The organism is Streptomyces sp. PSU-S4-23 (genome assembly GCF_055632315.1).
The window spans coordinates 979,983-999,110 of record NZ_JBVMUU010000002.1 but is presented as its reverse complement, the minus strand read 5'-3'; the positions used below and the strand labels follow the sequence as shown (position 1 = coordinate 999,110).

The window sequence follows — 19,128 nt, the reverse complement described above, 5'->3', positions numbered from 1 at the left end:
TCAGCCGGTGGCGAGCAGCACCGTGCCCACCAGGGCGAGGCCCGCGCCCGCCGCCTGCACGGCGCGCAGCCGCTCGCTGAGGAAGCCGCGCGCGGCGAGCGCCGTGACCACCGGGTAGAGCGAGGCGAGGACGGCGGCCACCGTGACCGGGCCGTGCCGGGCGGCGATGGCGTACGTACCGTTGGCGGCGACGTCGGCGAGACCGACGAAGGCGAGTGCGGGCAGCGAGCCCCAGGGGAAGCCGTCGCCCGGACATGCCGGGGCGCCCCGGCGCACCGAGACGTGCAGGGCGACGGCGCCCCCGGCGACGTTGACCACGCGCATCACGAACAGCGCGAGGAACAGTCCGGTGAGCGTCGTGGACGCCTCCGCGATCAGCGCGAAGACCGTGCCGAAGCCGAGCGCCGCGACGAGCGTGAGCAGGATCGCCCGCCGATGGACCGGCGTGCCCCTGAGCTGGGGCCCGCCGGCGAGGACGACCCCGGCGACCGCGACGGTGATCCCGGCGGCCTGGAGCGGCCCGGGGCGTTCGCCGAGGGTGAGCCCGACGCCCACGGGAACCGCCACGCCCAGCGTCGCGAGCGGGGAGACGACGCCCATCGGGCCCAGGGCGAGCGCCTCGTAGAAGGACAGCAGGGCGACCGGTCCGACCACGCCCGCGGCGAGCGCGAACCACAGCCGCGGGCCCGCCTCGCCCAGGCCGCCCGTGGCCACCACGAGCGCACCGAGCACGACCGCGGCGACGGTCTGCGAGACGACGACCACCGTCAGCGCGGGCATCCGCCGTGTCAGCAGCCCGCCGCCGAAGTCGGCCAGGCCCCACAGCAGGCTCGTGGCCAGGGCGAAGAGTGCTGTCATGGGCTGCCTCGCAGTACAGTGCAGTGAACGACCGGGTGCACCACACCATAGTTCAATCAGATGAACTCTGTCATATAAAATATTGGACGGAATGTGTCGGATCTCGACCTGCTGACCCAGTCCCTGGCCCGCAACGTCAAGCGGTGGCGCACGGAGCGGGGGTTCACGCTGGAGACGCTCGCCACCCGCGCCGGAGTCAGCCGCGGCATGCTCATCCAGATCGAGCAGGCCCGCACCAACCCGAGCATCGGCACCGTCGTCAAGATCGGCGACGCGCTCGGCGTCAGCATCACCACCCTGCTCGACTACGAGCAGGGCCCCGCCGTCCGGATCGTGCCCGCCGAGCAGGCCGTGCGCCTCTGGCACACCGACGCGGGCAGCTACAACCGCCTTCTCGCGGGCACCGAGGCGCCGGGCCCCCTGGAGATGTGGGACTGGCGGCTGATGCCGGGGGAGCGCAGCCCCTCGGACCCGCACCCCGCCGGCACCGTCGAACTGGTCCACGTCACCGCCGGCGAGCTGACCCTCACCGTCGACGGTGCCGAGTACCGGGTGCCCACCGGTGCGAGCGCCTCCTTCGAGGCCAACACCCCCCACACCTACGGCAATGACGGCGACGTGCCGATGGAGATGGTGATGGCGGTCTCGGTGCCGCCGGTGCGCTGAGCCGCCCGTCCGGGCACCGGCGCGGGGCTGTTAGCGTGCGGACATGCGCGCACCCATCGGAGACTTCGACAACGCGACGCCCGCCCCGGACTGTCTCGACGAGCTGACCCGGCCGGTGGCGGACGCCGTACGCGAGTGGCGCGGCGGCACGCCCGCGGACAGGATCGTCTATGTCGACACGGATCCCGAACGGGCCGACACCGCGGTCTTCCTGGAGCACTACGGCAAGGACCTGCTCGACCGGTCCGCCAACTGCGTCGTGGTCGCGGGCAAGCGCGGCGGTGAGACGACGCTGGCCGCCTGTGTGGTCCTCTCCGCCACCCGGGTCGATGTGAACGGTGTGGTCCGCCGTCGGCTCGGCGCCCGTAAGGCGTCGTTCGCGTCGATGGAGGTGGCGACCGGGGAGACCGGCATGGAGTACGGCGGCATCACGCCGATCGGCCTGCCCGGCGGCTGGCCGGTCCTGGTGGACTCGGCGGTCGTCGACCTGCCGTACGTCCTGGTCGGCAGCGGCCGGCGCCGGGGGAAACTGCTGGTGCCGGGCAAGGCGTTGGCGGAGCTGGCGAACGCGGTGGTGCTGGAGGGCCTGGGCGTCTGACGCCGGGGCGGGCCGGCGGCCCGGGCCCTCACCGCCGGGTTCGGGCGTGGTGGGCCAGGGCCAGATGCGGATCCGTCTCGCCCGGTGCCGGGGCGGGGTCGGCATGGACCAGGGCGGAGGCGAGCCGGGGAACCGCGTGTATCAGGGCGTGCTCGGCTTCGACCGCGATGTCGTGCGCCCGGCGCACGCTCACCTCGCCGTCGACCACGACCGCCACCTCGGCGTGCAGCCGGTGCCCGATCCAGCGCAGCCGCAGCTCACCGACCTCACGCACGCCGGGCACCTCCCGCAGCGCCCGCTCGGCGCGGTCCACCAGCGCGGGGTCGACGGCGTCCATCACCCGCCGGAACACCTCACGCGCCGCGTCCCGCAACACCAGGAGGATCGCGGCGGTGATCGCCAGCCCGACGAGCGGGTCGGCGACGTTCCAGCCGAGAGCCGCGCCGCCCGCCCCGACGAGCACCGCGAGGGAGGTGAATCCGTCCGTGCGGGCGTGCAGCCCGTCGGCGACCAGCGCGGCCGAGCCGATCGCGCGCCCCACCCGGATGCGATGGCGGGCGACCCACTCGTTGCCCGCGAAGCCGATGACGGCCGCGGCGGCGACCGCGGGGATGTGCTGCATGGGGCGGGGGTCCAGCAGCCGCTCGACCGCGCTCCAGGCGGTGAAGGCCGCGGACGCGGCGATCGTCAGCACGATCACGATCCCGGCGAGGTCCTCGGCGCGGCCGTATCCGTAGGTGAAACGGCGCGTGGCCGCGCGGCGGCCCAGCACGAAGGCGATCCCGAGCGGCACGGCGGTCAGGGCGTCGGCGGCGTTGTGCACGGTGTCGCCGAGCAGCGCGACCGACCCGGAGATCGCCACCACGACCGCCTGCGCCAGCGCCGTCGACCCGAGCACCGCGAGCGAGACCCACAGGGCCCGCATGCCCCGCGCTGACGACTCCAGCGCCGAGTCGAGCTTGTCGGCACTCTCGTGGGAGTGGGGAGTGAGGAGGTGGCGGAGGCGGGCCAGGGAACCACGGGGGCGCGGATGCGCGTGATCGCCGTGGCCGTGGCCGTGGCCGTGGCCGTGGCCGTGGCCGTGGCCGTGGCCGTGATCGTGGCCGTGCGGGTGGTGATGCGGATGCGGGTGCTCGGGGCCGTCGCCGGACGACAGCGCCTGGCCGTGCTCGTGACCTTCCTGTCCGTGTCTCATCCGAAGGGCCCCTTCCGCCGCGTGCGGTGGACGCGGTCGCATCCACGGAGCCATTATGTGCGTATGAGCGCACGCATGCACCTATCATCTGCACATCATGTGCAGTCGCGCACCGACGGCGCCGCCGAAGGGCACTCCCGTACCCCCGGTGAGGAGCAGTTCGCGCTCGCCGCCGAACTGCTGGCCCTCCTCGGTGACCGCACCCGCCTCGCCCTGTTGCACGCCCTGGCCGGTGGCGAGGCCGATGTCTCGACGCTCACGGAGGCGTGCGGCGCGGCCCGGCCCGCCGTGAGCCAGCATCTGGCCCGGCTCCGGCTCGCGGGCCTGGTCGACACGCGCAAGCAGGGCCGCCGCGTCGTCTATTCGCTCCGCGACGGCCATCTGCGCCGGGTCGTCGACGAGGTGCTCAGCCTGGCCGACCACCGGCTCGCCGGCCGGCCGGCGCACGACTGAGCCGCGCGCGACCGGCGGCGGACCGGGGGCGGTGGGCCCGGGAGGTCAGGCTGCGGCGGGCGCGGCCTCGGAGAGCTGGGCGATCACCTTGGTGAGGCCCTCGACGACCTCGGAGTCGTCGGCCGGGTGGGTCTCGGCGAAGCGGGTCACGGAGCCGGGGACGGACAGCTTGGCCTCCTGGAGGACCGAGGCGCCGGCGATGCCCAGGGCCTTGCGGGCCTCGTCCTGCGCCCACACGCCGCCGTACTGGCCGAACGCCGTGCCGACCACGGCGACCGCCTTCCCGGCCAGGGCCCCGGCGCCGTAGGGGCGGGACAGCCAATCGATCGCGTTCTTCAGGACGGCCGGGATGGTGCCGTTGTACTCGGGCGAGAAGAGCAGCAGGGCGTCGGCCTCGGAGGCGGCGCTGCGCAGCGCCGCCGCTGCCTGGGGCACGCCGCCCTCGATGTCGATGTCCTCGTTGTAGAAGGGCACGTCGGCCAGCCCCTCGTAGAGCGAAACCTCGACGCCCTCGGGGGCGTGCTTCACGGCGGCCTCGGCGAGCTGGCGGTTGTGGGACCCGGCGCGAAGGCTGCCGACGAGGGCGAGGATGCGTACGGACATGGCGAGAACTCCCAGGAATGGACGTAAGAAACGGGCTAAGCGGACCGGATGAGTCCGTTTAATGTTCTACCATCTTAACCGGACCGCGGTCCACATCGTAAGCGGACCGGGGTCCGATTGTCTTCCGGGCGCTACGCTGAGCGCATGACCGAGCCGCTCCCGCCCCCTCTCGTCCCCCAGGAGGGCCGTGGGGACCCGATGGATCTCGCCCTCATGCCGACCGGCGGGCCCCCCCAACTGCGCGCCGACGCCGCGCGCAACCGCACCCGGCTGCTGGAGGTCGCCGCCCGTCTGGCCGCCGAGCGGGGGATCGCGAACGTGACCATGGACGCCATCGCCTGCGGGGCGGGGGTCGGCAAGGGCACCGTCTTCCGGCGGTTCGGCGACCGCACGGGCCTGCTGGTGGAGCTGCTCAGCCATCACGAACAGCAGCTCCAGGCCGCGTTCCTGTCGGGACCGCCCCCGCTCGGACCGGGCGCACCTCCCGCGGAGCGGCTGCGCGCCTTCGGCGCGGCGGTCATCCGCCACGAGCACGCGCACCGGGACCTGTATCTGGCCGCGCACAGCGAGCCGGGCCGGCGCCGCACGAGTCCCGCGGACCAGTTCCGGCTCGCACACGTCCGCATGCTGCTGCGCGAGGCCCGGGTGGAGGGCGACATCGAGCTCGTCGCGCACACGATGCTCGGCTATCTGGAGACGGTGCTGGTCGACCACCTGCTCTCCCGGCGCGGGATGTCGCTGGAGCGTGTCGAGGCCGGCTGGTGCGACCTGGTCGGGCGGTACACGGGCCGGTGTCCCGGCTGACGCGTACCTCCGGCGCCCATGACGGTGCCCGTCCAGCCGTCCGGCCCTCTCCGGCCCTCTCCGGCCCTCTCCGGCCTTCTCCGGCCTTCTCCGGCCCCACGACGTCCGCATGCCCGCCGGCGGCCCTCTGCCCGATGATGGTCGCCATGACCACGCCGAGCAGAAGAGCCGAGATGTTCGTCCCCGCGGAGCGTGACCCCCGCGTGCTCGGCCCCGCCACCGGGGACGAACGCGGACTCCTCGCCGACTTCCTCGCGATCCAGCGCGCCACGCTGGAACTGAAGTGCACCGGCCTGCACGACGCTCTGGCGCAGCGGGCGGTGCCGCCGTCCACGCTCTCGCTGCTCGGCCTGGTGCGGCACCTGGCCGATGTGGAACGCCGCTGGTTCCGGCGGGTCCTGGCCGGGCAGGAGGCCCCGCCCCTGTTCTCCTCGCCGTCCGACCCCGACGGCGACTTCGCCGGCGCGGTCCCCGACCCCGAGGTGGTGGCCCGGGCCTGGGAGGCATGGCGCGCCGAGGTCGCCTTCGCCGAGGCGTTCGTCGCCGGTGCGCCCCACCTCGACGTCGAGGGTCACGACTCCTGGCGTGGCACCGTGTCGCTGCGCTGGGTGCTCGTCCACATGATCGAGGAGTACGCCCGCCACAACGGCCACGCGGACCTGCTGCGCGAGCGGATCGACGGGGCGGTCGGCCTATGAGGGCGCCCGCGCGTTTACGCAGGTCAGCGCCGTACTATCGGACATGACAACGGTCACCGGTGCAGCCTTTGCCGGGCGGCGCCGCCATGCGTTTCACTGCGGTCGGGACATCCGACGCGAGGGGGAAGGCACAGCACATGCACGGTCACGGTCATGAGCACGGCCCGGGCGGCCACGCCGGGCACTCGCATGGCGTGGCGGCGGACGCCGACCGCCGCTGGCTGGGGGCCGCGCTCGGTCTGATCGCCGTGTTCATGGCGGCCGAGGTGACCGTAGGCGTGGTCGCCGGCTCCCTGGCCCTGCTCTCCGACGCGGCGCACATGCTCACCGACGCGGCGTCCATCGTGCTCGCCCTCGTCGCGATGCGGCTCGCCGCCCGCCCGGCCCGCGGCGGCTTCACCTACGGACTCAAGCGCGCGGAGATCCTCTCCGCCCAGGCGAACGGCCTCACACTGCTTCTGCTGGGCGCCTGGCTTGCGTACGAGGCCGTGCGACGGCTCGTCGACCCGCCGCGGGTCGCGGGCGGACCGATGCTGGCCACGGCACTCGTCGGCATCGTCGTGAACGTGACGGCCGCGTGGTGCATCTCGAAGGCCAACCGCACCTCACTGAACGTCGAGGGTGCCTACCAGCACGTCCTGAACGACCTGTTCGCCTTCATCGGCACCGCGGCCGCCGCGCTCGTCGTCGTCCTGACGGGGTTCGACCGCGCCGACCCCATCGCCACCCTGCTGGTCGTCGCACTCATGGCGAAGGCCGGATACGGGCTGCTGCGCGACTCCGGCCGGATCTTCCTGGAAGCGGCGCCCGCCGACGTCGACCCGGACCTGCTCGGCGACCGGCTCGTCGCCAGGCCGGACGTCGTCGAGGTGCACGACCTGCACGTCTGGCAGATCACCTCCGGCCAGGCCGCGCTGTCCGCCCATGTCCTGGTGGAGACGGGAGGCGACTGCCATGCCGTCCGGCGGGACCTGGAGCAACTCCTGCGCCATGACTACGGCATCACCCACACCACCCTGCAGGTCGACCATGTCCCCGAACAGGTCCTGCAGGTGGCCCTGCCCGGTGACCGGACCGCGGCCGGGGGCCCCGGGCACTGCGAGGCGCCCCACGGCCCGGTGCACCGGGAGGAGCCGCACCACCACTGACGGCCACCCGGCGCCGTGCGCGGGGGCCGAGCCGGGCGCGGTCACCTCTTCTTCCAGAACGCCATGAGATCCGCCAGTGCCCTGATGATCTCGGGGCGCTCCGACGCCTCCGCCCGCCGCAGGCTGATGACGAGGGAGAGGAGGATCATGACGACGAACAGGCCGATGGTGTAGAGGAAGAGCTGCGGAGCGGCCACGGCCACTTGCTCCAGTACGGTCCACATGTGCCGCCTCCCGGAAGGTCCCAGCCGCTGCTTCCAAGAGACTTCGTCTCGGTGCGAAGACCTCAGCGAAGACAGGCGGACGCCTCTCCTCACGCAGCGCCCGCCGACTGCGAACCCACATCCTCGAGGATTCCTCGTCCAGATCGGCTGATCTTCGTGGTGCTCTGTGCGGGCTGGGGACGCCGGGCCACGGTGCCCGTGCGTCGGACCGTCGCGATACCGAGCGGCGCAGTCCCCGGGGGGAAAGGCGCTCCGACCGTTTCCGCCACCGGTCGGCAAGGTGTGGGCCCGCACGTCGAGCGGCTCGATGCCCGGACCGTATGGTCCTGCTCCGCGACTCCGGCGCGGACGGTGTCATCGGGTCCGGCGAGCTCGGCGCCGTGGGCGGCTCCATCTCGTCGACGCCGGCGGAGGCGGGGGGCGAACTCCTCGTCGCCGCCTGACTGGTTACTTCTCGGTACAAGATATCCGCGCGGGCCGCGCCGACGGGCCCGACCCGCACATCCGTTCACTCGTAAGGGCGCTTCCCGCCCACGCGTACGGGGACGTCGGGCGCATGCACGCACCATGGTGGTGCGCCCGCCCCTCCCTGACCTGTGGCACCTGTGGCATGCCGGACGGCGCCGTTCCTAGACTTGGAGCGGAATCCCGGCTTCTGGCGGAGTGTCCGCCGCGGGAAGGGCGGTGGCGTCATGCCGTACGTCGCTGTGAGCGCACTGAGCCATCCCGGGCTGCTGCGCGAGCGGAACGAGGACAGCCTCGTCATCGGGCCGTGGACCCTGTGCGCCACGGTGACCGAGACCCCGCAGACCCTGGTCTTCCCGCTCGGGACGCCCCTCGTGGTCGCGGTGGCCGACGGGCTCGGCGGGCACCCCGGCGGTGATGTGGCCAGTGCCCTGGTCGCGCGCCGTATGGCGTCGATCGGTCCCGCCCTCGGCACCGAGGACGCCGTCCGCGACGCCCTGAACGGCTGCAACCGCGCCGTCCACGAGGCGGCCGGCGGCGAGGAGCACAGCGCGCTCGCCGCCATGGGGACCACGATCGCCGGCACGGTCGTACGGCCCGGGGCCCTGCTGGCCTTCAACGTCGGGGACAGCCGGGTCTTCGCGGCCGCCCACGTGGGGCTGCTCCAGGTGAGCGTCGACGACAGCCCGCCGGCCGAACCCGGGCAGCGCACCACCTCACTGATCACCCAGTGCCTGGGCGGCACGCTCGCCTACCGCGCCATCCGCCCCCATGTGACGGCCGCGCCCCTGTCGGCCGGCGACCGCTACCTGATCTGCACCGACGGTCTGACCGATCCCGTGCCGACGGACGTGCTCGCCGAGGTGATGCGGGAGCACGACGACGGCCGGGCGGCCTTCGAGCTGTGGAAGGCGGCCATCGCGGCGGGAGGTCCCGACAACATCACACTGGCGGTGGTGCGCGTCGCGGACGAGTAGCGACGCCGCCCCGCGGACGGCGGCCGTGCGCCAGGACGTTCCGCGGTTCCGCGGGCGGGCGACCCCGCGGCCCCTCAGACGGAGTCCGTGTCGTCCGGCGCGAAGCCGTACCGTCCCTCCAGCCGGACGAAGCAGGCCCCGGTCAGCACCCGCTGCTCCTCCAGCCCCGACGCGGTGCGCACGAAACACACCACCCGCTCGCGCCCGCCCGGCCCGATCGGCTGCACGAGGCGGCCGGACGGCCGTACCTGCTCGACCAGGGGCGCGGGCACCTCCGGGAACGCGGCCGACACCACGACCGCGTCATAGGGGGCGCGGTCCGGCACACCGCCGCTGCCGTCGCCGACCCGCAGCTCCACGTTCCGCACGCCCTGCCGCGCGAGATTGTCCCGCGCCTGCCGGGCGAGGTCCGGCCGCACCTCGATGCTGACCACGTCCGCGGCCAGCCGGGCCAGCAGCGCGGTCTGGAAGCCGAGCCCGGTGCCGACCTCGAGGACGTGCTCGCCCCCCTCCAGACCGAGGCCCTCGATCATCATCGCCGACAGCGACGGCTGCGTCGTGACCTGCCCCTGCCCGATCGGCACGGGTACGTCCCGGTAGGCGGTGGCCACCCGTGCGGGCGGGACGAATTCCGCCCGGGGCGTCGTCCGGACGGCCTCCAGCAGCCGTTCGTTCCTGATCCCCACTGCTCGCAGGGCCCGCACGAGATCGTCGGGCCCGCCGGGTACGGACTGCACGGCGGTTCACCTCACCGCCAGCCTAGGCGGCCCTGCACGCCGCGGCCTCCCGGCATCCGCCGGCGAGAGCACCTGGGTGAGGAGCACCGGCCGAGCGGAGCCGGAGCATGGGCGGTGGGTGTGATCACCCGAGCAGCGGGATCTCGATCGCCGGGCACCGGTCCATGACCATCTCCAGGCCCGCGCCGCGGGTGCGCTCGTACGCGGCCTCGTCGATCACGCCCAGCTGGAACCAGACCGCCTTGGCGCCCTTGGCCACGGCTTCGTCGGCGACCGCGCCGGCGAGTCCGCCGTTCACGAAGACGTCCACGACGTCGATGTCGAAGGGGATGGCCTCCAGGGACGGGTAGCCCCGCTCGCCGTGGACCGTCTCGGCCTTCGGGTGGACCGGCACGATGCGCTTGCCGAAGCGCTGGAGGACGGCCGCCACGCCGTGGGCCGCGCGGCGCCGGTTCGTGGACAGGCCGACGATCGCCCATGTGTCGCCCAGCTCGGTGAGGATCGTGCGGATCGTTGCTGAGTCGCCGTACACGGCCGTTCTCCTTCGACGTCCAGCGGCGCGGCACTCCCGCGTCGCCTGCTGTGGGAGCCAACAGCGGGCACACGAGGGCGATTCCCGGGGCGTCGCAGGACCCACACGGACACCGGGGTGTGCCGGCGCGAGCTGCCGACCGTGCGCGCGTCCGTCCGGAACCCTGCCCTCCTCCCTGCGCCGGGGCCCCGGCCCGCCTACGCTCACCCCTGTGCTCCGTATCACCGACGCCCGCAGCGGCGAGCCCGTCGACATCCGCCCGGGCCTGACCCGCGTCCACGCGCACGTGGCCGGTGCCGACACCTCGGCCCTGCGGGTGCTGCTGGTGGCCGATGCGCTGGCCCGCGCCCTGGAACTCGGTGGAACGCCCGTCGTCACGGTCGCCGCGCCCAGCGCCGTGCTCCGGGCACGCGCCGACGACCTCGGCATCCGCCCCGGCGAGCCGGAGGCGCCGGGCGTCGGACGGGCCCTGCACGTCGTCGGGGCGCAGGGCACCGCACCCGACGGTGTGCGCGTCGAGGTCGCCCCGGCGACCGGACCCGCCGGGGCCGGCGCCGCCCCGCCGTCCGCCGTGCGCCTCGCGCTGCTCGCCACCCCGCGCCGGCTTCCCGCGGACCTCGGCACCGCCGCCCTGACCGAGGCCCGGGACACGCTCGTCCGCTGGCGCAAGGCGGTCGCCTCCTGGGCGACCCGTCCCTCCAGGCCGATCCCCGAGCGGGTGCGGCGCGACCTGCGCGCGGCCTGGGAGGACGACCTCGACGTACCGGCGGTCCTGGAGGTGCTGCGGCGCGTGGAGAGCGCCGACGACATGCCGGACGGGGCGCGCTTCGAGACGTTCGCCCACGCCGACCGGCTGCTCGGTCTCGACCTCACCCGCGAGATCGGGGCCGGGCCGTGATCATCCGCGCCGCGGCGGGGCCGCTGCGCCGGCTCGTCGTCCTGCGGCACGCCAAGTCCGCCTGGCCCGCCGGGGTCCCCGACCACGAGCGGCCGCTCGCGCCGCGCGGCCGCCGGGACGCCCCGGCCGCCGGGCGCGCCCTCGCCCAGGCCGACTGCCTGCCCGACCTCGCGCTGTGCTCGACGGCCGTCCGCGCCCGCCAGACGTGGGAGCTGGCCTCGGGCCAGTGGGGCACACCGCCGCCCGTGCGGCTGCAGCCCCGGCTGTACGCCGCCGACGTGCCGGACCTGCTCGGCTGCGTGCGCGAGGTACCCGCGGCGGTACGGAGCGTGCTGCTCATCGGGCACAACCCGGGCCTCACGGACCTGGTGCTCACCCTCGCCGGGGACGGACTCGACGACACCCTGGAGCGGGTCCGCGCCAAGTTCCCCACCTCCGCGATCGCCGTGCTCGCCTGGCACGGCAGCACCTGGGAGGCACTCGCCCCCGGCACGGCACTCCTGACGGACGTGATCGTGCCGAGGGGCAGGAAGCCCGAGAGCGCCTCGTAGCGGCCGCTAACCCACATGGATGCGCGGGCGGCGCTCCGGGTGGGGCTCGGCGCGGCGCAGCACCTCGCGCGTGACCGGGGCGACCTCGCCGTCCCCGAACACCAGGAAGCGCAGCAGATGGCTGACCGGAGCGCCCTCGGTCCAGTTGAAGTAGGCGTGCGGCACCTCGCCGGTGCGGTCGCGCAGCTCCATCAGCACGGCCGCGATGGTGTTGGGCACGGTGGCGCCCGCCACCCGCAGCCTGCGCACCCCGTGCTTCTCGTCGCCGTGGACGGCCAGATCGGTGGTGAAGTCCGAGGAGTCGGCGACGAAGACCTCCAGGAAGAGGACCGGGCGCCCGTCCGGGATGTGGGTCTGCTCGCGCTGGCTGTACTCCTTGGCGCGGTACTCCCGGGTGCTGTGCTCCTGGGGCTCGTTGGCGATCAGCCGCAGCGGCCCGCTCGCCGCCGCCTCGTCGACGAACCGGGCCGCCGCCTCGTCGAACGTGACGGCCGCCGCGCGCAGCTCGAAGGCGCGGTGCACCCGCGAGGCGAACGACGTGGCCAGGATCGCCAGGATGAAGATCAGCGCGATCTTGATGCCGTCGGGCCGCTCGACCACATTGGCGACCAGGGTGTAGGCGAGGACCGCGGTGATCGTCCCGAAGCCGAGCGCGGCGGCCCGGCGGCCGCGCCGGTGCACGGCGACCGTCGAGGCGAACGCCGCCGACAGCATCAGGACGAGCACACCGGTCGCGTACGCGCCGCTCTGGTCGTCGACGTTCGCGTCGAACCAGACCGTGATCAGCACCGCGGCCGACATGAACACCATCACGAGCGGGCGCACGGCGCGGGTCCACTCCGGGGCCATGCCGTAGCGGGGCAGATACCGCGGCACCAGGTTGAGCAGGCCGGCCATGGCGGAGGCGCCCGCGAACCACAGGATCGCGATCGTCGCCACGTCGTAGACCGTGCCGAAGGCCCCGCCCAGGTGCTCGTGCGCGAGATAGGCGAGGGCGCGCCCGTTGGCCGGGCCGCCGCTCTTGAAAGCGTTCTGCGGGATCAGGATCGTCGTCGCCAGGCTGGACAGCAGCAGCAGGCAGCTCATGATCACGGCGGCGGTGGTGAGCAGCTTCCTGGTCTCGCGGATCCGGCCCGCCGGGTCCGCGTGCGTGTCCGCCGGCTCGCCCTTGACCTGTGGCATCACCGCCACGCCCGTCTCGAAACCGGACATGCCGAGCGCCAGCTTCGGGAAGACGAGGAGCGCCACGCCGATCATCGCGAGCGGTGAGGAGTGCTGGGCGGTCATCGCGTGCGTCCAGTCGCCGATCCTCACCGGGTGGCTCAGCACCTCCCAGGCGGACACCGCGAGCACGACGACGTTGAGCGCCAGATAGGTGCCCACCAGGACCACGGCGATGCCGATGGCCTCCTTGAACCCCTTCAGGAAGACGGCGCCGAGGGCGGCCACCAGCAGAAGGGTGATCCAGACGTTGCCGCCGTCCGTCCAGTGCGGAGCGAAAGGATTCTCCACCACGTGGGCCGCCGCGTCCGCGGCCGACAGCGTGATCGTGATCAGGAAGTCGGTGGCCGCGAAGCCGAGGAGCACCAGGACGAGGATCTTCCCCGCCCACCACGGCAGCAGCCGCTCCAGCATGGCGATCGAGCCCTCGCCGTGCGGGCTCTCGTGGGCCACCCGGCGGTACACCGGCAGCGCGCCGAGCAGGGTCAGCGCGATCAGTACCAGCGTCGCGAGCGGCGACAGGAACCCGGCCGCCAGGGCGGCGATGCCGGGCTGGTAGCCAAGGGTGGAGAAGTAGTCCACCCCGGTCAGACACATGACACGCCACCAGGGGTGGCCCTCGTGCCCGGCGTCAGGGGCGGCGTGCGGGCCCGGGTGCCGGGCCGTCCGGTCGCTCAGGCCCTCCAGGAGCCAGGCCCGCGGGCGGGCCATGACGGTGGAGGGCCGGGGATCGTCGGGCTCGGCGGAGTCGGGGCCTTCTGTCTGGATGCCGGTCATGCTGTGGTCTCCCTGCGATCGCTGACGGACGTTCGGACAACGACGGGCGAGTATCCCCTACGTGGTGGAACGCCCCGGCGCCGGGGCGGTCGCCGCAGAAGGGCGGCCCGGACGCCTCGTGCCGCACGCGCGCGTGGCGGGTGACACGTCCACGGTCCCGGCCCTGGTGCGGCCCGCGTGCGGGCGCCGCATACCCTGGCCTGATGCAGGACGAGTACCGCACAGTCGCCCGCGCGGGCGTCCACGAGACCGAGGTCAACCGCTCCCGCTTCCTGTGCGCCCTCGCCCCGGCGGCCACCGAGCAGGAGGCCCAGGACTTCATCGCGGCCGTCCGCAAGGAACACGCGGACGCCACCCACAACTGCTACGCCTATGTCATCGGAGCCGACGCCGCGATCCAGAAGGCGAGCGACGACGGCGAACCGGGCGGCACCGCGGGCGTGCCCATGCTGCAGATGCTGCTGCGCCGCGACATGCGGTACGTCGTCACCGTCGTCACCCGCTACTTCGGTGGCGTCAAACTCGGCGCGGGCGGCCTCATCCGGGCGTACGGAGGAGCCGTGGGCGAGGCGCTCGACGCGCTCGGCACGGTCACCCGGCGCCGCTTCCGGCTCGCCACGGTGACGGTCGACCACCAGCGCGCGGGCAAGGTGCAGAACGACCTGCGGTCCACGGGCCGCGAGGTGCGGGAGGTGCGGTACGGGGAGGCCGTCACGATCGAGATCGGGCTGCCGGACGCCGATGTGGACGCGTTCCGGGCGTGGCTCGCCGACGCCACCGCGGGCACCGCGGGATTCGAACTGGGCGGAGAGGCGTACGGCGACGCGGACTCAGGACGGTGACGGTTCCGGGGTGAGCTTCTCCCTGCCTATCCGCGTACCCGACCGGTAGATGCTCACGACCCCGTCGTGGATCACATAGCGGTACGGGTCGTTGCGGGCCTCGTAACCCCCGCTCGTCTTCTCGGCCTCCATGGCGATGCCCTTCTCCCGCCCGTCACGGAACTCGCCGAAGTAGTACAGCGAGCCCGATGCGGTGCGGCACAGGGTGATCCGGTGGGCCGCCGTGTGGAACGCCTCGACCAGCGTGGCGCCGTCCCCGCCGGGCAGCTCCGCCGCGATGCGGCCCGGACAGGCGGGGCCGGAGCTCGTGGGGGTGGAGCCGTCCGGGCCGGGTGAGCTGCCCGAGTCGAACATGCCCTCGCACCCGCGGGCCAGCATTCCCAGCACGCTGAACAGCAGGATGACGCCGAGGCAGCTCCCGAGACAGTTGGACTTCTTCTCCGGCGCCACCGGCGGGCGGGCCGGCCGCGACACGGGCGCCGGAGTGAACGCGGGCCCCCGGGGAGGAGGCGCGGGGGACGCGGTACCCGGCGCGGCCGGCCGGTAACCCGTCGTGGGCGACGAGGGGAAGAAGACCGCCTCCTCGCTCCTGATCCCCGAGGCGGCGGCCGGCCGAGGAGCGCCCGCTCGCGGAGCGGAGGGGCGCGAGGGTCCCGGCGCCGGGGGAGTGCGCGGGGGCGTGCGGTCGCGCGTCGGCGAGGCCGCGGGCGGCGTCCTCTTCGGCGTGGGCTTCTTCGGGGCCGCCTTCCCTGCCGTGGACTTCTTGGCCGCCGGCGTCCCGGACGACGCGGGCTTCGGAGGCGTCTTCTTCGCGGCCGTCTTCCAGCCCGTGCCGCACACGATGCACGACAGGTCCGTACGGGCGTTGTTCGTGTCGCACCGCGCACAGCGCCAGTCGGCCGACGGCCGGGCGCTCCCCGGCCGTTTGGCGGCGGGACGGGCGGCTCCTCCGCCGGCCCCCGCCGCCGGCCGGGCGGCGCGCGCGGACGAGCCCGTGCGGGGCGCCGCGCTGCGCCGCGTACCACCGCATCCCTCGCAGGACCTCTCCGCGGGGTCGTTGTACGTGTCGCAGTCCGCACAACGCCAGTTGGCCGATGCCGCCACTTCTCGGTGCCCTCCTTCTCACATCGTCCGGGCCGGGACGCCGGTGAACCTCCCTACCGTCACGGCGATTCAGCCGGTGTCGTCGGCGACGCGGGCCATCACGTCGCGGAACAGCTCCTCGGATGCCGCCCCGGCGGGCGCGACGATCCATCCCCGTGCGTTCGGCGGCACCCGCTCCAGCACCGCGTCCTCGGAGCTGTCGTCCGGGCGGTCGGGGAGGGTGAACCGCTCGCGCAGCAGCTCCGTGTACTCCTCCGCCTCGCGCACCCGCTCCGGCGGGACATCGATGCGGACGACGACGAGTCCGGGCGTGGGGCGCTGGGGGGCCCGCAACTGGAAGATCCACTGATACGCGCCGTCCGAGCCCTGGGGGACCAGCCTGACGTAGGCGCAGTGGCGCGTCTTCGACGCGATGCTGCAGAACCTGGACCAGGTGAACGTCAAGGAGCCGTCCGTGGCGCAGTCCAGCTGGAAGTCCGGCCAGTCGAGCTTCACAGGCTGTTCGCGATCGTTTCGATGATCTCGTCCATCTCGAACTCCTCAAGGCCCTCGCCCGCCTTGGAGGCGAAGTGGAGGGTGAGGTCCCATTCCTCCGCGATGGGATCGGACCAGGGGGCCTCGTCCGGTGCGAACAGCACCAGCCGCTTGGCCGACTGCTCCATCACCGCGGTCTGGCTGCGGGCATAGCCCCACTGCTCGAAGAGGTCGTCGATGGTGCGCGGGATGCCCGCCGGGTACGACTGGGCGGACGTGCCGACCGTGCCGAGCGGGTGGGCGGGCGCGTCGGTGAACATCACGATGACGTGGCGCCTGCGGTCCAGGCCCGTCTCCCAGGGGGAGTTGACCGCCAGGGCGAGCGCCTCCAGGCCGGACTCCGGGATGTCGCCGCCACCGGACGCGTCGATGCCGCGCACGAACCGCTCGAAGTCCTTCGCCTGCGCCGGCAGGCGCAGGAAATCGGTCTGCTGAATGGCGTCCGAGGCGTCGTCACCGAAGTCGCGGAACGCGATGACCTTCAGCCGCAGCTGACTGATCGCCTTGCCCTTCTTGGCCATCACGTCGTTGAGCCGGTCGTGGAACTGCAGGGCGCTCGACTTCACGGTGTCGAGGACGGGGAACATGCTGCCCGTCGCGTCGATGCACAGCACGATGTCGACGGCGTACTGCAGATTGCCCTGATACTGCTCGATGCTGCTCATACAGGGTCTCTCCTGGGTGGTACGGCGGGTGGTACGGCGGGTGCGGGGCGCGTGCTCACGTGGAGCCGCGGCCCGGGCCCCGGTCGCGGCCGCGGAGGTTGATCCGGACGCGGGAGGGGCGTGGCGTGGGGGCGCCGGCGGACGGTGACGGGGCCGCAGGGTCCGGCGGCGGGGCCGGAGCGGCGGCCGGGGCGGCGTCCGCCGCGGCCGGCGGGACGGGGTCGGCCGGGGGGCCGGCCGGGACGGCCCGGCCGCCGCCCGGGCGCCCCTTCGACGCGAGATTGGTCTTGATGCGGCTGGTATGCGGTCCCGGCGCCCCGGACTTCGCGGCGTCCGGCGCGGCCGTGGCCCTCCCCGCGGGGCCCTTCGTCTTCGAGGTGCCGGGACGCCGGTGCTGCAGGGCGCACGCCTTGGGGTCGGCCATGGTCTTGAGGAACGTGGCCATGCGCGGGCGGCTGCCGGGGGCGCGGGCGGTCATGGCACGCAGCAGACCGAGCATGGTGTCCGACAACCGGGGGTCGAGACCGAGGCGACCGCCCGCGTTGACCGCGTCGGCCGGTGACCCGTAGCGCCCGTCGTGGTGCGGCAGATCGCCCGTCAGGTACAGGTGGGTCATCAGGCCGAGCGCGAACACGTCCACCGCGCACGTCAGGTGCTCCGGGCCGACCGAGTCGTCCCGCTGCAGATAACGGCGCCACTCCGGGGCCCCGTACACGGAGTCGCCCGCGATGTCGTCGGGGGCGGGCGGGCTGCCGGAGAGGTACGAGTCGTCGAAGTCGATCAGCTTCGCCGTGTGGAACGCGGCACCGTCCCGCTTCTGCACCAGCACGTTCAGCGGCTTGAGGTCCCCGTGCACGATGTCGATGTCGTGCAGCTGCTTCAGGCTCATCCCGAGCGTCTTGAGCAGCACCGTCTTCTGGCGCGGCTCCAGGGTCTGCGGTTTCTCCAGACTGGACGTGTCGATCCGCTCGGTGACCTTGTAGTACGTGCTGCCCTCGTGGAAGAAGTCCGTGGCGAGCACCAGGTTGCCGCCGCCGCGGGCGTCCGGGCGCAGCCGCTTCATGATCGTGCGGTGGCGTTCCTCGAACTCGCGGGCGAGCTGCCGGCGGATCCGCAGGCTCGGCGTGTCACGCGTGTCGTCGTCACGTGGGCGCTTGGGCTCCAGGAACCGCTTGATGAAGTACTGGCCGCCGTCCCTCTCGGCGAACGCCCATATGCATTTCCCGCCGTTGGCGTTCGTGGGCTCGCTCGTGATGCGGTAGCCCCCGATGACATCGCCCTGCTTCATGCGTGCTCCTCGGATGCCGGGGGCAGATGGATCTCGTAGTCGGCGCGGTAGGCGTGCCACGTGCTCTCCTGCCAGGCCCGGACGCGGGCCGGCAGCCCCGCAGGGTCCTCGGCCGCCGCGGCGGTGCCGCCCGGTGCCTCGGACGCGGCCGGGGACAGCCGGTCCAGGCCGCGCGGCCGGGTGCGGACGTAGCGGTCGGTCATGTCCCGCAGACGGGCGGCGAAGTGGGTGCGCAGCTCCTCGAAATTCCAGTAGCCGAGGGCCAGGAGGGCGAGGGAGGCGTCGTCCGCCGTGCAGCCCTGCACCTCGCGGCGGATCAGGTCGGCCCACTCGTCCTCGTGGCGGGCCTGCTGCAGTGTGCGCAGCAGCAGCAACTCGAAGTCCGCCGGGGTGTGCACATACCCGAAGAAGCCGTCGGTCGCGGCCACCAGGACGCAGGGCAGGGAGTACGACAGCCGCTGCCCCTCGACGTCGAAGTCCCGGTCCGCACACACCAGGTTGGTCATGGGCGGGTCCGAGCGCAGCAGTTCCAGGGCGTCGCTCTCAGGGGTGTGGTCCCGGGTGAGCACCCGCAGCCCGGCGTCGGCGAGCAGCACATAGGCGCGCGAGTCACCGGCCCACAGGGGCTGCAGTTCCACGTCGGTGTGTGCCTCGGAGCCGCGCAGCCGGTAGTGCACCGCGGCGAGCGTGGTGGGCAGGTGCCGGCGCATGGTGCCGCCGATCTTGCTGCGGCGCTGCGGGGCGGAGGCCAGGAAGTACTGGAGGTATTCCCGCAGGCTCTCCGGCGCGGCCGGTTCGCCGCCCGTCGCCACTTCGCGGAACCAGCAGTCCGTGGCCAGCCGCGCCACCCGCGCCCCCACCCAGGCGCCGGTGCGGGGCGTACCGTCCGGTGCCTGCCACACGGACGCGGCTCCGGAGCCTCCGGATCCGTCGAACACCGCGAGCAGGCCCTGCGCGCTCTCCGAGTGATGGGCGACGAACGGTTCCGCGTCCTCGCCGCGCCCCGGCACGCGCTCCGTCCACACGGACAACGCCAGCAGCCCTTCGTAGCTCTCCCGCCAGATCCGGTACGGGACGGGCCCGGCGGGGTGCTCCGGCCGCCGTGCGCCCGGCGTGGCGGCATGGCGGGCGGGCCCGGCCGACGGCTGCTCCCCGGGGGACGACGGGGAAGGCGGCGGCTGAGAGGCCGGAGGTGGCGGAGGGGGTGCCTGACGGGAAGGACAAGGGGACGGACCCGAGGGCTGCGGCTGCCGGGACGGTGCGGACCGGTTGAGGGGCGCCGCCGACGGG

General features: G+C 73.5%; 23 protein-coding genes. 11 read left to right on the top strand and 12 right to left on the bottom strand.

Annotated elements, in window-relative coordinates:
* Window positions 1-858 carry a DMT family transporter gene (locus ACZ79I_RS05350; protein ID WP_471494554.1) on the bottom strand — a complete coding sequence of 286 codons (858 nt, stop codon included), beginning with the start codon at window positions 856-858 and terminating at the stop codon, window positions 1-3.
* Between the two features lie 93 nt (window positions 859-951).
* Between ACZ79I_RS05350 and ACZ79I_RS05345 the strand changes: the two genes are divergently transcribed.
* Both ACZ79I_RS05345 and ACZ79I_RS05340 read left to right on the top strand, forming a co-directional pair.
* Window positions 952-1,524, top strand: a complete 573-nt coding sequence (locus ACZ79I_RS05345) for a helix-turn-helix domain-containing protein (protein ID WP_471494552.1) — start codon at window positions 952-954, stop codon at window positions 1,522-1,524.
* Window positions 1,525-1,567: 43 nt separating this feature from the next.
* Window positions 1,568-2,122, top strand: a complete 555-nt coding sequence (locus ACZ79I_RS05340; RefSeq protein WP_471494550.1) for a YbaK/EbsC family protein — start codon at window positions 1,568-1,570, stop codon at window positions 2,120-2,122.
* 28 nt (window positions 2,123-2,150) lie between these two features.
* Here the strand turns inward: ACZ79I_RS05340 and ACZ79I_RS05335 are convergent, their stop codons facing one another.
* Window positions 2,151-3,317, bottom strand: coding sequence for a cation diffusion facilitator family transporter (locus tag ACZ79I_RS05335; protein WP_471494548.1), 1,167 nt, complete (start codon window positions 3,315-3,317; stop codon window positions 2,151-2,153).
* A 63-nt stretch (window positions 3,318-3,380) separates the two neighbouring features.
* Here ACZ79I_RS05335 and ACZ79I_RS05330 point away from each other — a divergent pair, with 63 nt between their 5' ends.
* Complete coding sequence (locus ACZ79I_RS05330; protein ID WP_471494546.1) at window positions 3,381-3,770, top strand: ArsR/SmtB family transcription factor; 390 nt, start codon at window positions 3,381-3,383, stop codon at window positions 3,768-3,770.
* A 45-nt stretch (window positions 3,771-3,815) separates the two neighbouring features.
* Here ACZ79I_RS05330 and ACZ79I_RS05325 read toward each other — a convergent pair whose 3' ends face one another.
* A complete protein-coding gene (locus ACZ79I_RS05325; protein WP_471494544.1) occupies window positions 3,816-4,373 on the bottom strand; it encodes an NAD(P)H-dependent oxidoreductase in 558 nt (185 codons plus the stop codon).
* Between the two features lie 144 nt (window positions 4,374-4,517).
* Here ACZ79I_RS05325 and ACZ79I_RS05320 point away from each other — a divergent pair, with 144 nt between their 5' ends.
* From ACZ79I_RS05320 to ACZ79I_RS05310, 3 genes are all read left to right on the top strand, one after another.
* Window positions 4,518-5,177 carry a TetR/AcrR family transcriptional regulator gene (locus ACZ79I_RS05320; protein ID WP_471494542.1) on the top strand — a complete coding sequence of 220 codons (660 nt, stop codon included), beginning with the start codon at window positions 4,518-4,520 and terminating at the stop codon, window positions 5,175-5,177.
* A 146-nt stretch (window positions 5,178-5,323) separates the two neighbouring features.
* The gene (locus tag ACZ79I_RS05315; RefSeq protein ID WP_471494540.1) at window positions 5,324-5,875 is read left to right on the top strand and encodes a DinB family protein; all 552 of its coding nucleotides are present in this window, start codon (window positions 5,324-5,326) and stop codon (window positions 5,873-5,875) included.
* 137 nt (window positions 5,876-6,012) lie between these two features.
* On the top strand, window positions 6,013-7,023 hold the full coding sequence (locus tag ACZ79I_RS05310; RefSeq protein WP_471494538.1) for a cation diffusion facilitator family transporter: 1,011 nt from the start codon (window positions 6,013-6,015) through the stop codon (window positions 7,021-7,023).
* A 41-nt stretch (window positions 7,024-7,064) separates the two neighbouring features.
* On the opposite strand, the gene ACZ79I_RS05305 is transcribed toward ACZ79I_RS05310, so the two are convergent.
* The gene (locus ACZ79I_RS05305) at window positions 7,065-7,247 is read right to left on the bottom strand and encodes a hypothetical protein (RefSeq protein WP_381078261.1); all 183 of its coding nucleotides are present in this window, start codon (window positions 7,245-7,247) and stop codon (window positions 7,065-7,067) included.
* A gap of 320 nt (window positions 7,248-7,567) precedes the next feature.
* Between ACZ79I_RS05305 and ACZ79I_RS05300 the strand changes: the two genes are divergently transcribed.
* Window positions 7,568-7,690, top strand: coding sequence for a hypothetical protein (locus ACZ79I_RS05300; protein WP_471494536.1), 123 nt, complete (start codon window positions 7,568-7,570; stop codon window positions 7,688-7,690).
* Window positions 7,691-7,939: 249 nt separating this feature from the next.
* Window positions 7,940-8,689, top strand: coding sequence for a PP2C family protein-serine/threonine phosphatase (locus ACZ79I_RS05295; protein WP_471494534.1), 750 nt, complete (start codon window positions 7,940-7,942; stop codon window positions 8,687-8,689).
* Between the two features lie 74 nt (window positions 8,690-8,763).
* Here ACZ79I_RS05295 and ACZ79I_RS05290 read toward each other — a convergent pair whose 3' ends face one another.
* Window positions 8,764-9,426: a protein-L-isoaspartate(D-aspartate) O-methyltransferase gene (locus ACZ79I_RS05290; protein ID WP_471494532.1), complete on the bottom strand. Its 663-nt coding sequence runs from the start codon at window positions 9,424-9,426 to the stop codon at window positions 8,764-8,766.
* Between the two features lie 124 nt (window positions 9,427-9,550).
* Window positions 9,551-9,958, bottom strand: a complete 408-nt coding sequence (locus tag ACZ79I_RS05285) for a CoA-binding protein (RefSeq protein ID WP_471494530.1) — start codon at window positions 9,956-9,958, stop codon at window positions 9,551-9,553.
* Window positions 9,959-10,169: 211 nt separating this feature from the next.
* Between ACZ79I_RS05285 and ACZ79I_RS05280 the strand changes: the two genes are divergently transcribed.
* Both ACZ79I_RS05280 and ACZ79I_RS05275 read left to right on the top strand, forming a co-directional pair.
* The gene (locus ACZ79I_RS05280; RefSeq protein ID WP_471494528.1) at window positions 10,170-10,856 is read left to right on the top strand and encodes a hypothetical protein; all 687 of its coding nucleotides are present in this window, start codon (window positions 10,170-10,172) and stop codon (window positions 10,854-10,856) included.
* Entirely contained in the window at window positions 10,853-11,407 is a 555-nt protein-coding gene (locus ACZ79I_RS05275; RefSeq protein WP_471494526.1) for a SixA phosphatase family protein, read from the top strand. The genes ACZ79I_RS05280 and ACZ79I_RS05275 overlap by 4 nt, the downstream gene beginning before the upstream one ends.
* Before the next feature lie 6 nt (window positions 11,408-11,413).
* Here ACZ79I_RS05275 and ACZ79I_RS05270 read toward each other — a convergent pair whose 3' ends face one another.
* The gene (locus ACZ79I_RS05270; RefSeq protein WP_471504771.1) at window positions 11,414-13,339 is read right to left on the bottom strand and encodes an APC family permease; all 1,926 of its coding nucleotides are present in this window, start codon (window positions 13,337-13,339) and stop codon (window positions 11,414-11,416) included.
* Between the two features lie 269 nt (window positions 13,340-13,608).
* Between ACZ79I_RS05270 and ACZ79I_RS05265 the strand changes: the two genes are divergently transcribed.
* Complete coding sequence (locus tag ACZ79I_RS05265) at window positions 13,609-14,247, top strand: YigZ family protein (RefSeq protein ID WP_471494524.1); 639 nt, start codon at window positions 13,609-13,611, stop codon at window positions 14,245-14,247.
* On the opposite strand, the gene ACZ79I_RS05260 is transcribed toward ACZ79I_RS05265, so the two are convergent.
* The 5 genes from ACZ79I_RS05260 to ACZ79I_RS05240 form a co-directional block, all read right to left on the bottom strand.
* The gene (locus ACZ79I_RS05260; RefSeq protein ID WP_471494523.1) at window positions 14,236-15,351 is read right to left on the bottom strand and encodes a hypothetical protein; all 1,116 of its coding nucleotides are present in this window, start codon (window positions 15,349-15,351) and stop codon (window positions 14,236-14,238) included. The two genes, ACZ79I_RS05265 and ACZ79I_RS05260, sit on opposite strands and share 12 nt — an antisense overlap.
* A gap of 69 nt (window positions 15,352-15,420) precedes the next feature.
* Window positions 15,421-15,846 carry a hypothetical protein gene (locus tag ACZ79I_RS05255; protein WP_471494521.1) on the bottom strand — a complete coding sequence of 142 codons (426 nt, stop codon included), beginning with the start codon at window positions 15,844-15,846 and terminating at the stop codon, window positions 15,421-15,423.
* Window positions 15,843-16,550: a vWA domain-containing protein gene (locus ACZ79I_RS05250; protein ID WP_471494519.1), complete on the bottom strand. Its 708-nt coding sequence runs from the start codon at window positions 16,548-16,550 to the stop codon at window positions 15,843-15,845. The genes ACZ79I_RS05255 and ACZ79I_RS05250 overlap by 4 nt, the downstream gene beginning before the upstream one ends.
* A 55-nt stretch (window positions 16,551-16,605) precedes the next feature.
* Window positions 16,606-17,838 carry a protein kinase domain-containing protein gene (locus tag ACZ79I_RS05245; protein WP_471494517.1) on the bottom strand — a complete coding sequence of 411 codons (1,233 nt, stop codon included), beginning with the start codon at window positions 17,836-17,838 and terminating at the stop codon, window positions 16,606-16,608.
* Entirely contained in the window at window positions 17,835-18,863 is a 1,029-nt protein-coding gene (locus tag ACZ79I_RS05240; protein WP_471504768.1) for a serine/threonine protein phosphatase, read from the bottom strand. The genes ACZ79I_RS05245 and ACZ79I_RS05240 overlap by 4 nt, the downstream gene beginning before the upstream one ends.
* Window positions 18,864-19,128: the final 265 nt, after the last annotated feature.

Coding starts and splice junctions, on each gene's coding strand:
- ACZ79I_RS05350 (WP_471494554.1), bottom strand. CDS start 858: ATGACAGCACTCTTCGCCCTGGCCACGAGCCTGCTGTGGGGCCTGGCC.
- ACZ79I_RS05315 (WP_471494540.1), top strand. CDS start 5,324: ATGACCACGCCGAGCAGAAGAGCCGAGATGTTCGTCCCCGCGGAGCGT.
- ACZ79I_RS05330 (WP_471494546.1), top strand. CDS start 3,381: ATGAGCGCACGCATGCACCTATCATCTGCACATCATGTGCAGTCGCGC.
- ACZ79I_RS05325 (WP_471494544.1), bottom strand. CDS start 4,373: ATGTCCGTACGCATCCTCGCCCTCGTCGGCAGCCTTCGCGCCGGGTCC.
- ACZ79I_RS05335 (WP_471494548.1), bottom strand. CDS start 3,317: ATGAGACACGGACAGGAAGGTCACGAGCACGGCCAGGCGCTGTCGTCC.
- ACZ79I_RS05245 (WP_471494517.1), bottom strand. CDS start 17,838: ATGAAGCAGGGCGATGTCATCGGGGGCTACCGCATCACGAGCGAGCCC.
- ACZ79I_RS05340 (WP_471494550.1), top strand. CDS start 1,568: ATGCGCGCACCCATCGGAGACTTCGACAACGCGACGCCCGCCCCGGAC.
- ACZ79I_RS05270 (WP_471504771.1), bottom strand. CDS start 13,339: ATGGCCCGCCCGCGGGCCTGGCTCCTGGAGGGCCTGAGCGACCGGACG.
- ACZ79I_RS05265 (WP_471494524.1), top strand. CDS start 13,609: ATGCAGGACGAGTACCGCACAGTCGCCCGCGCGGGCGTCCACGAGACC.
- ACZ79I_RS05295 (WP_471494534.1), top strand. CDS start 7,940: ATGCCGTACGTCGCTGTGAGCGCACTGAGCCATCCCGGGCTGCTGCGC.
- ACZ79I_RS05310 (WP_471494538.1), top strand. CDS start 6,013: ATGCACGGTCACGGTCATGAGCACGGCCCGGGCGGCCACGCCGGGCAC.
- ACZ79I_RS05250 (WP_471494519.1), bottom strand. CDS start 16,550: ATGAGCAGCATCGAGCAGTATCAGGGCAATCTGCAGTACGCCGTCGAC.
- ACZ79I_RS05320 (WP_471494542.1), top strand. CDS start 4,518: ATGACCGAGCCGCTCCCGCCCCCTCTCGTCCCCCAGGAGGGCCGTGGG.
- ACZ79I_RS05305 (WP_381078261.1), bottom strand. CDS start 7,247: ATGTGGACCGTACTGGAGCAAGTGGCCGTGGCCGCTCCGCAGCTCTTC.
- ACZ79I_RS05300 (WP_471494536.1), top strand. CDS start 7,568: ATGGTCCTGCTCCGCGACTCCGGCGCGGACGGTGTCATCGGGTCCGGC.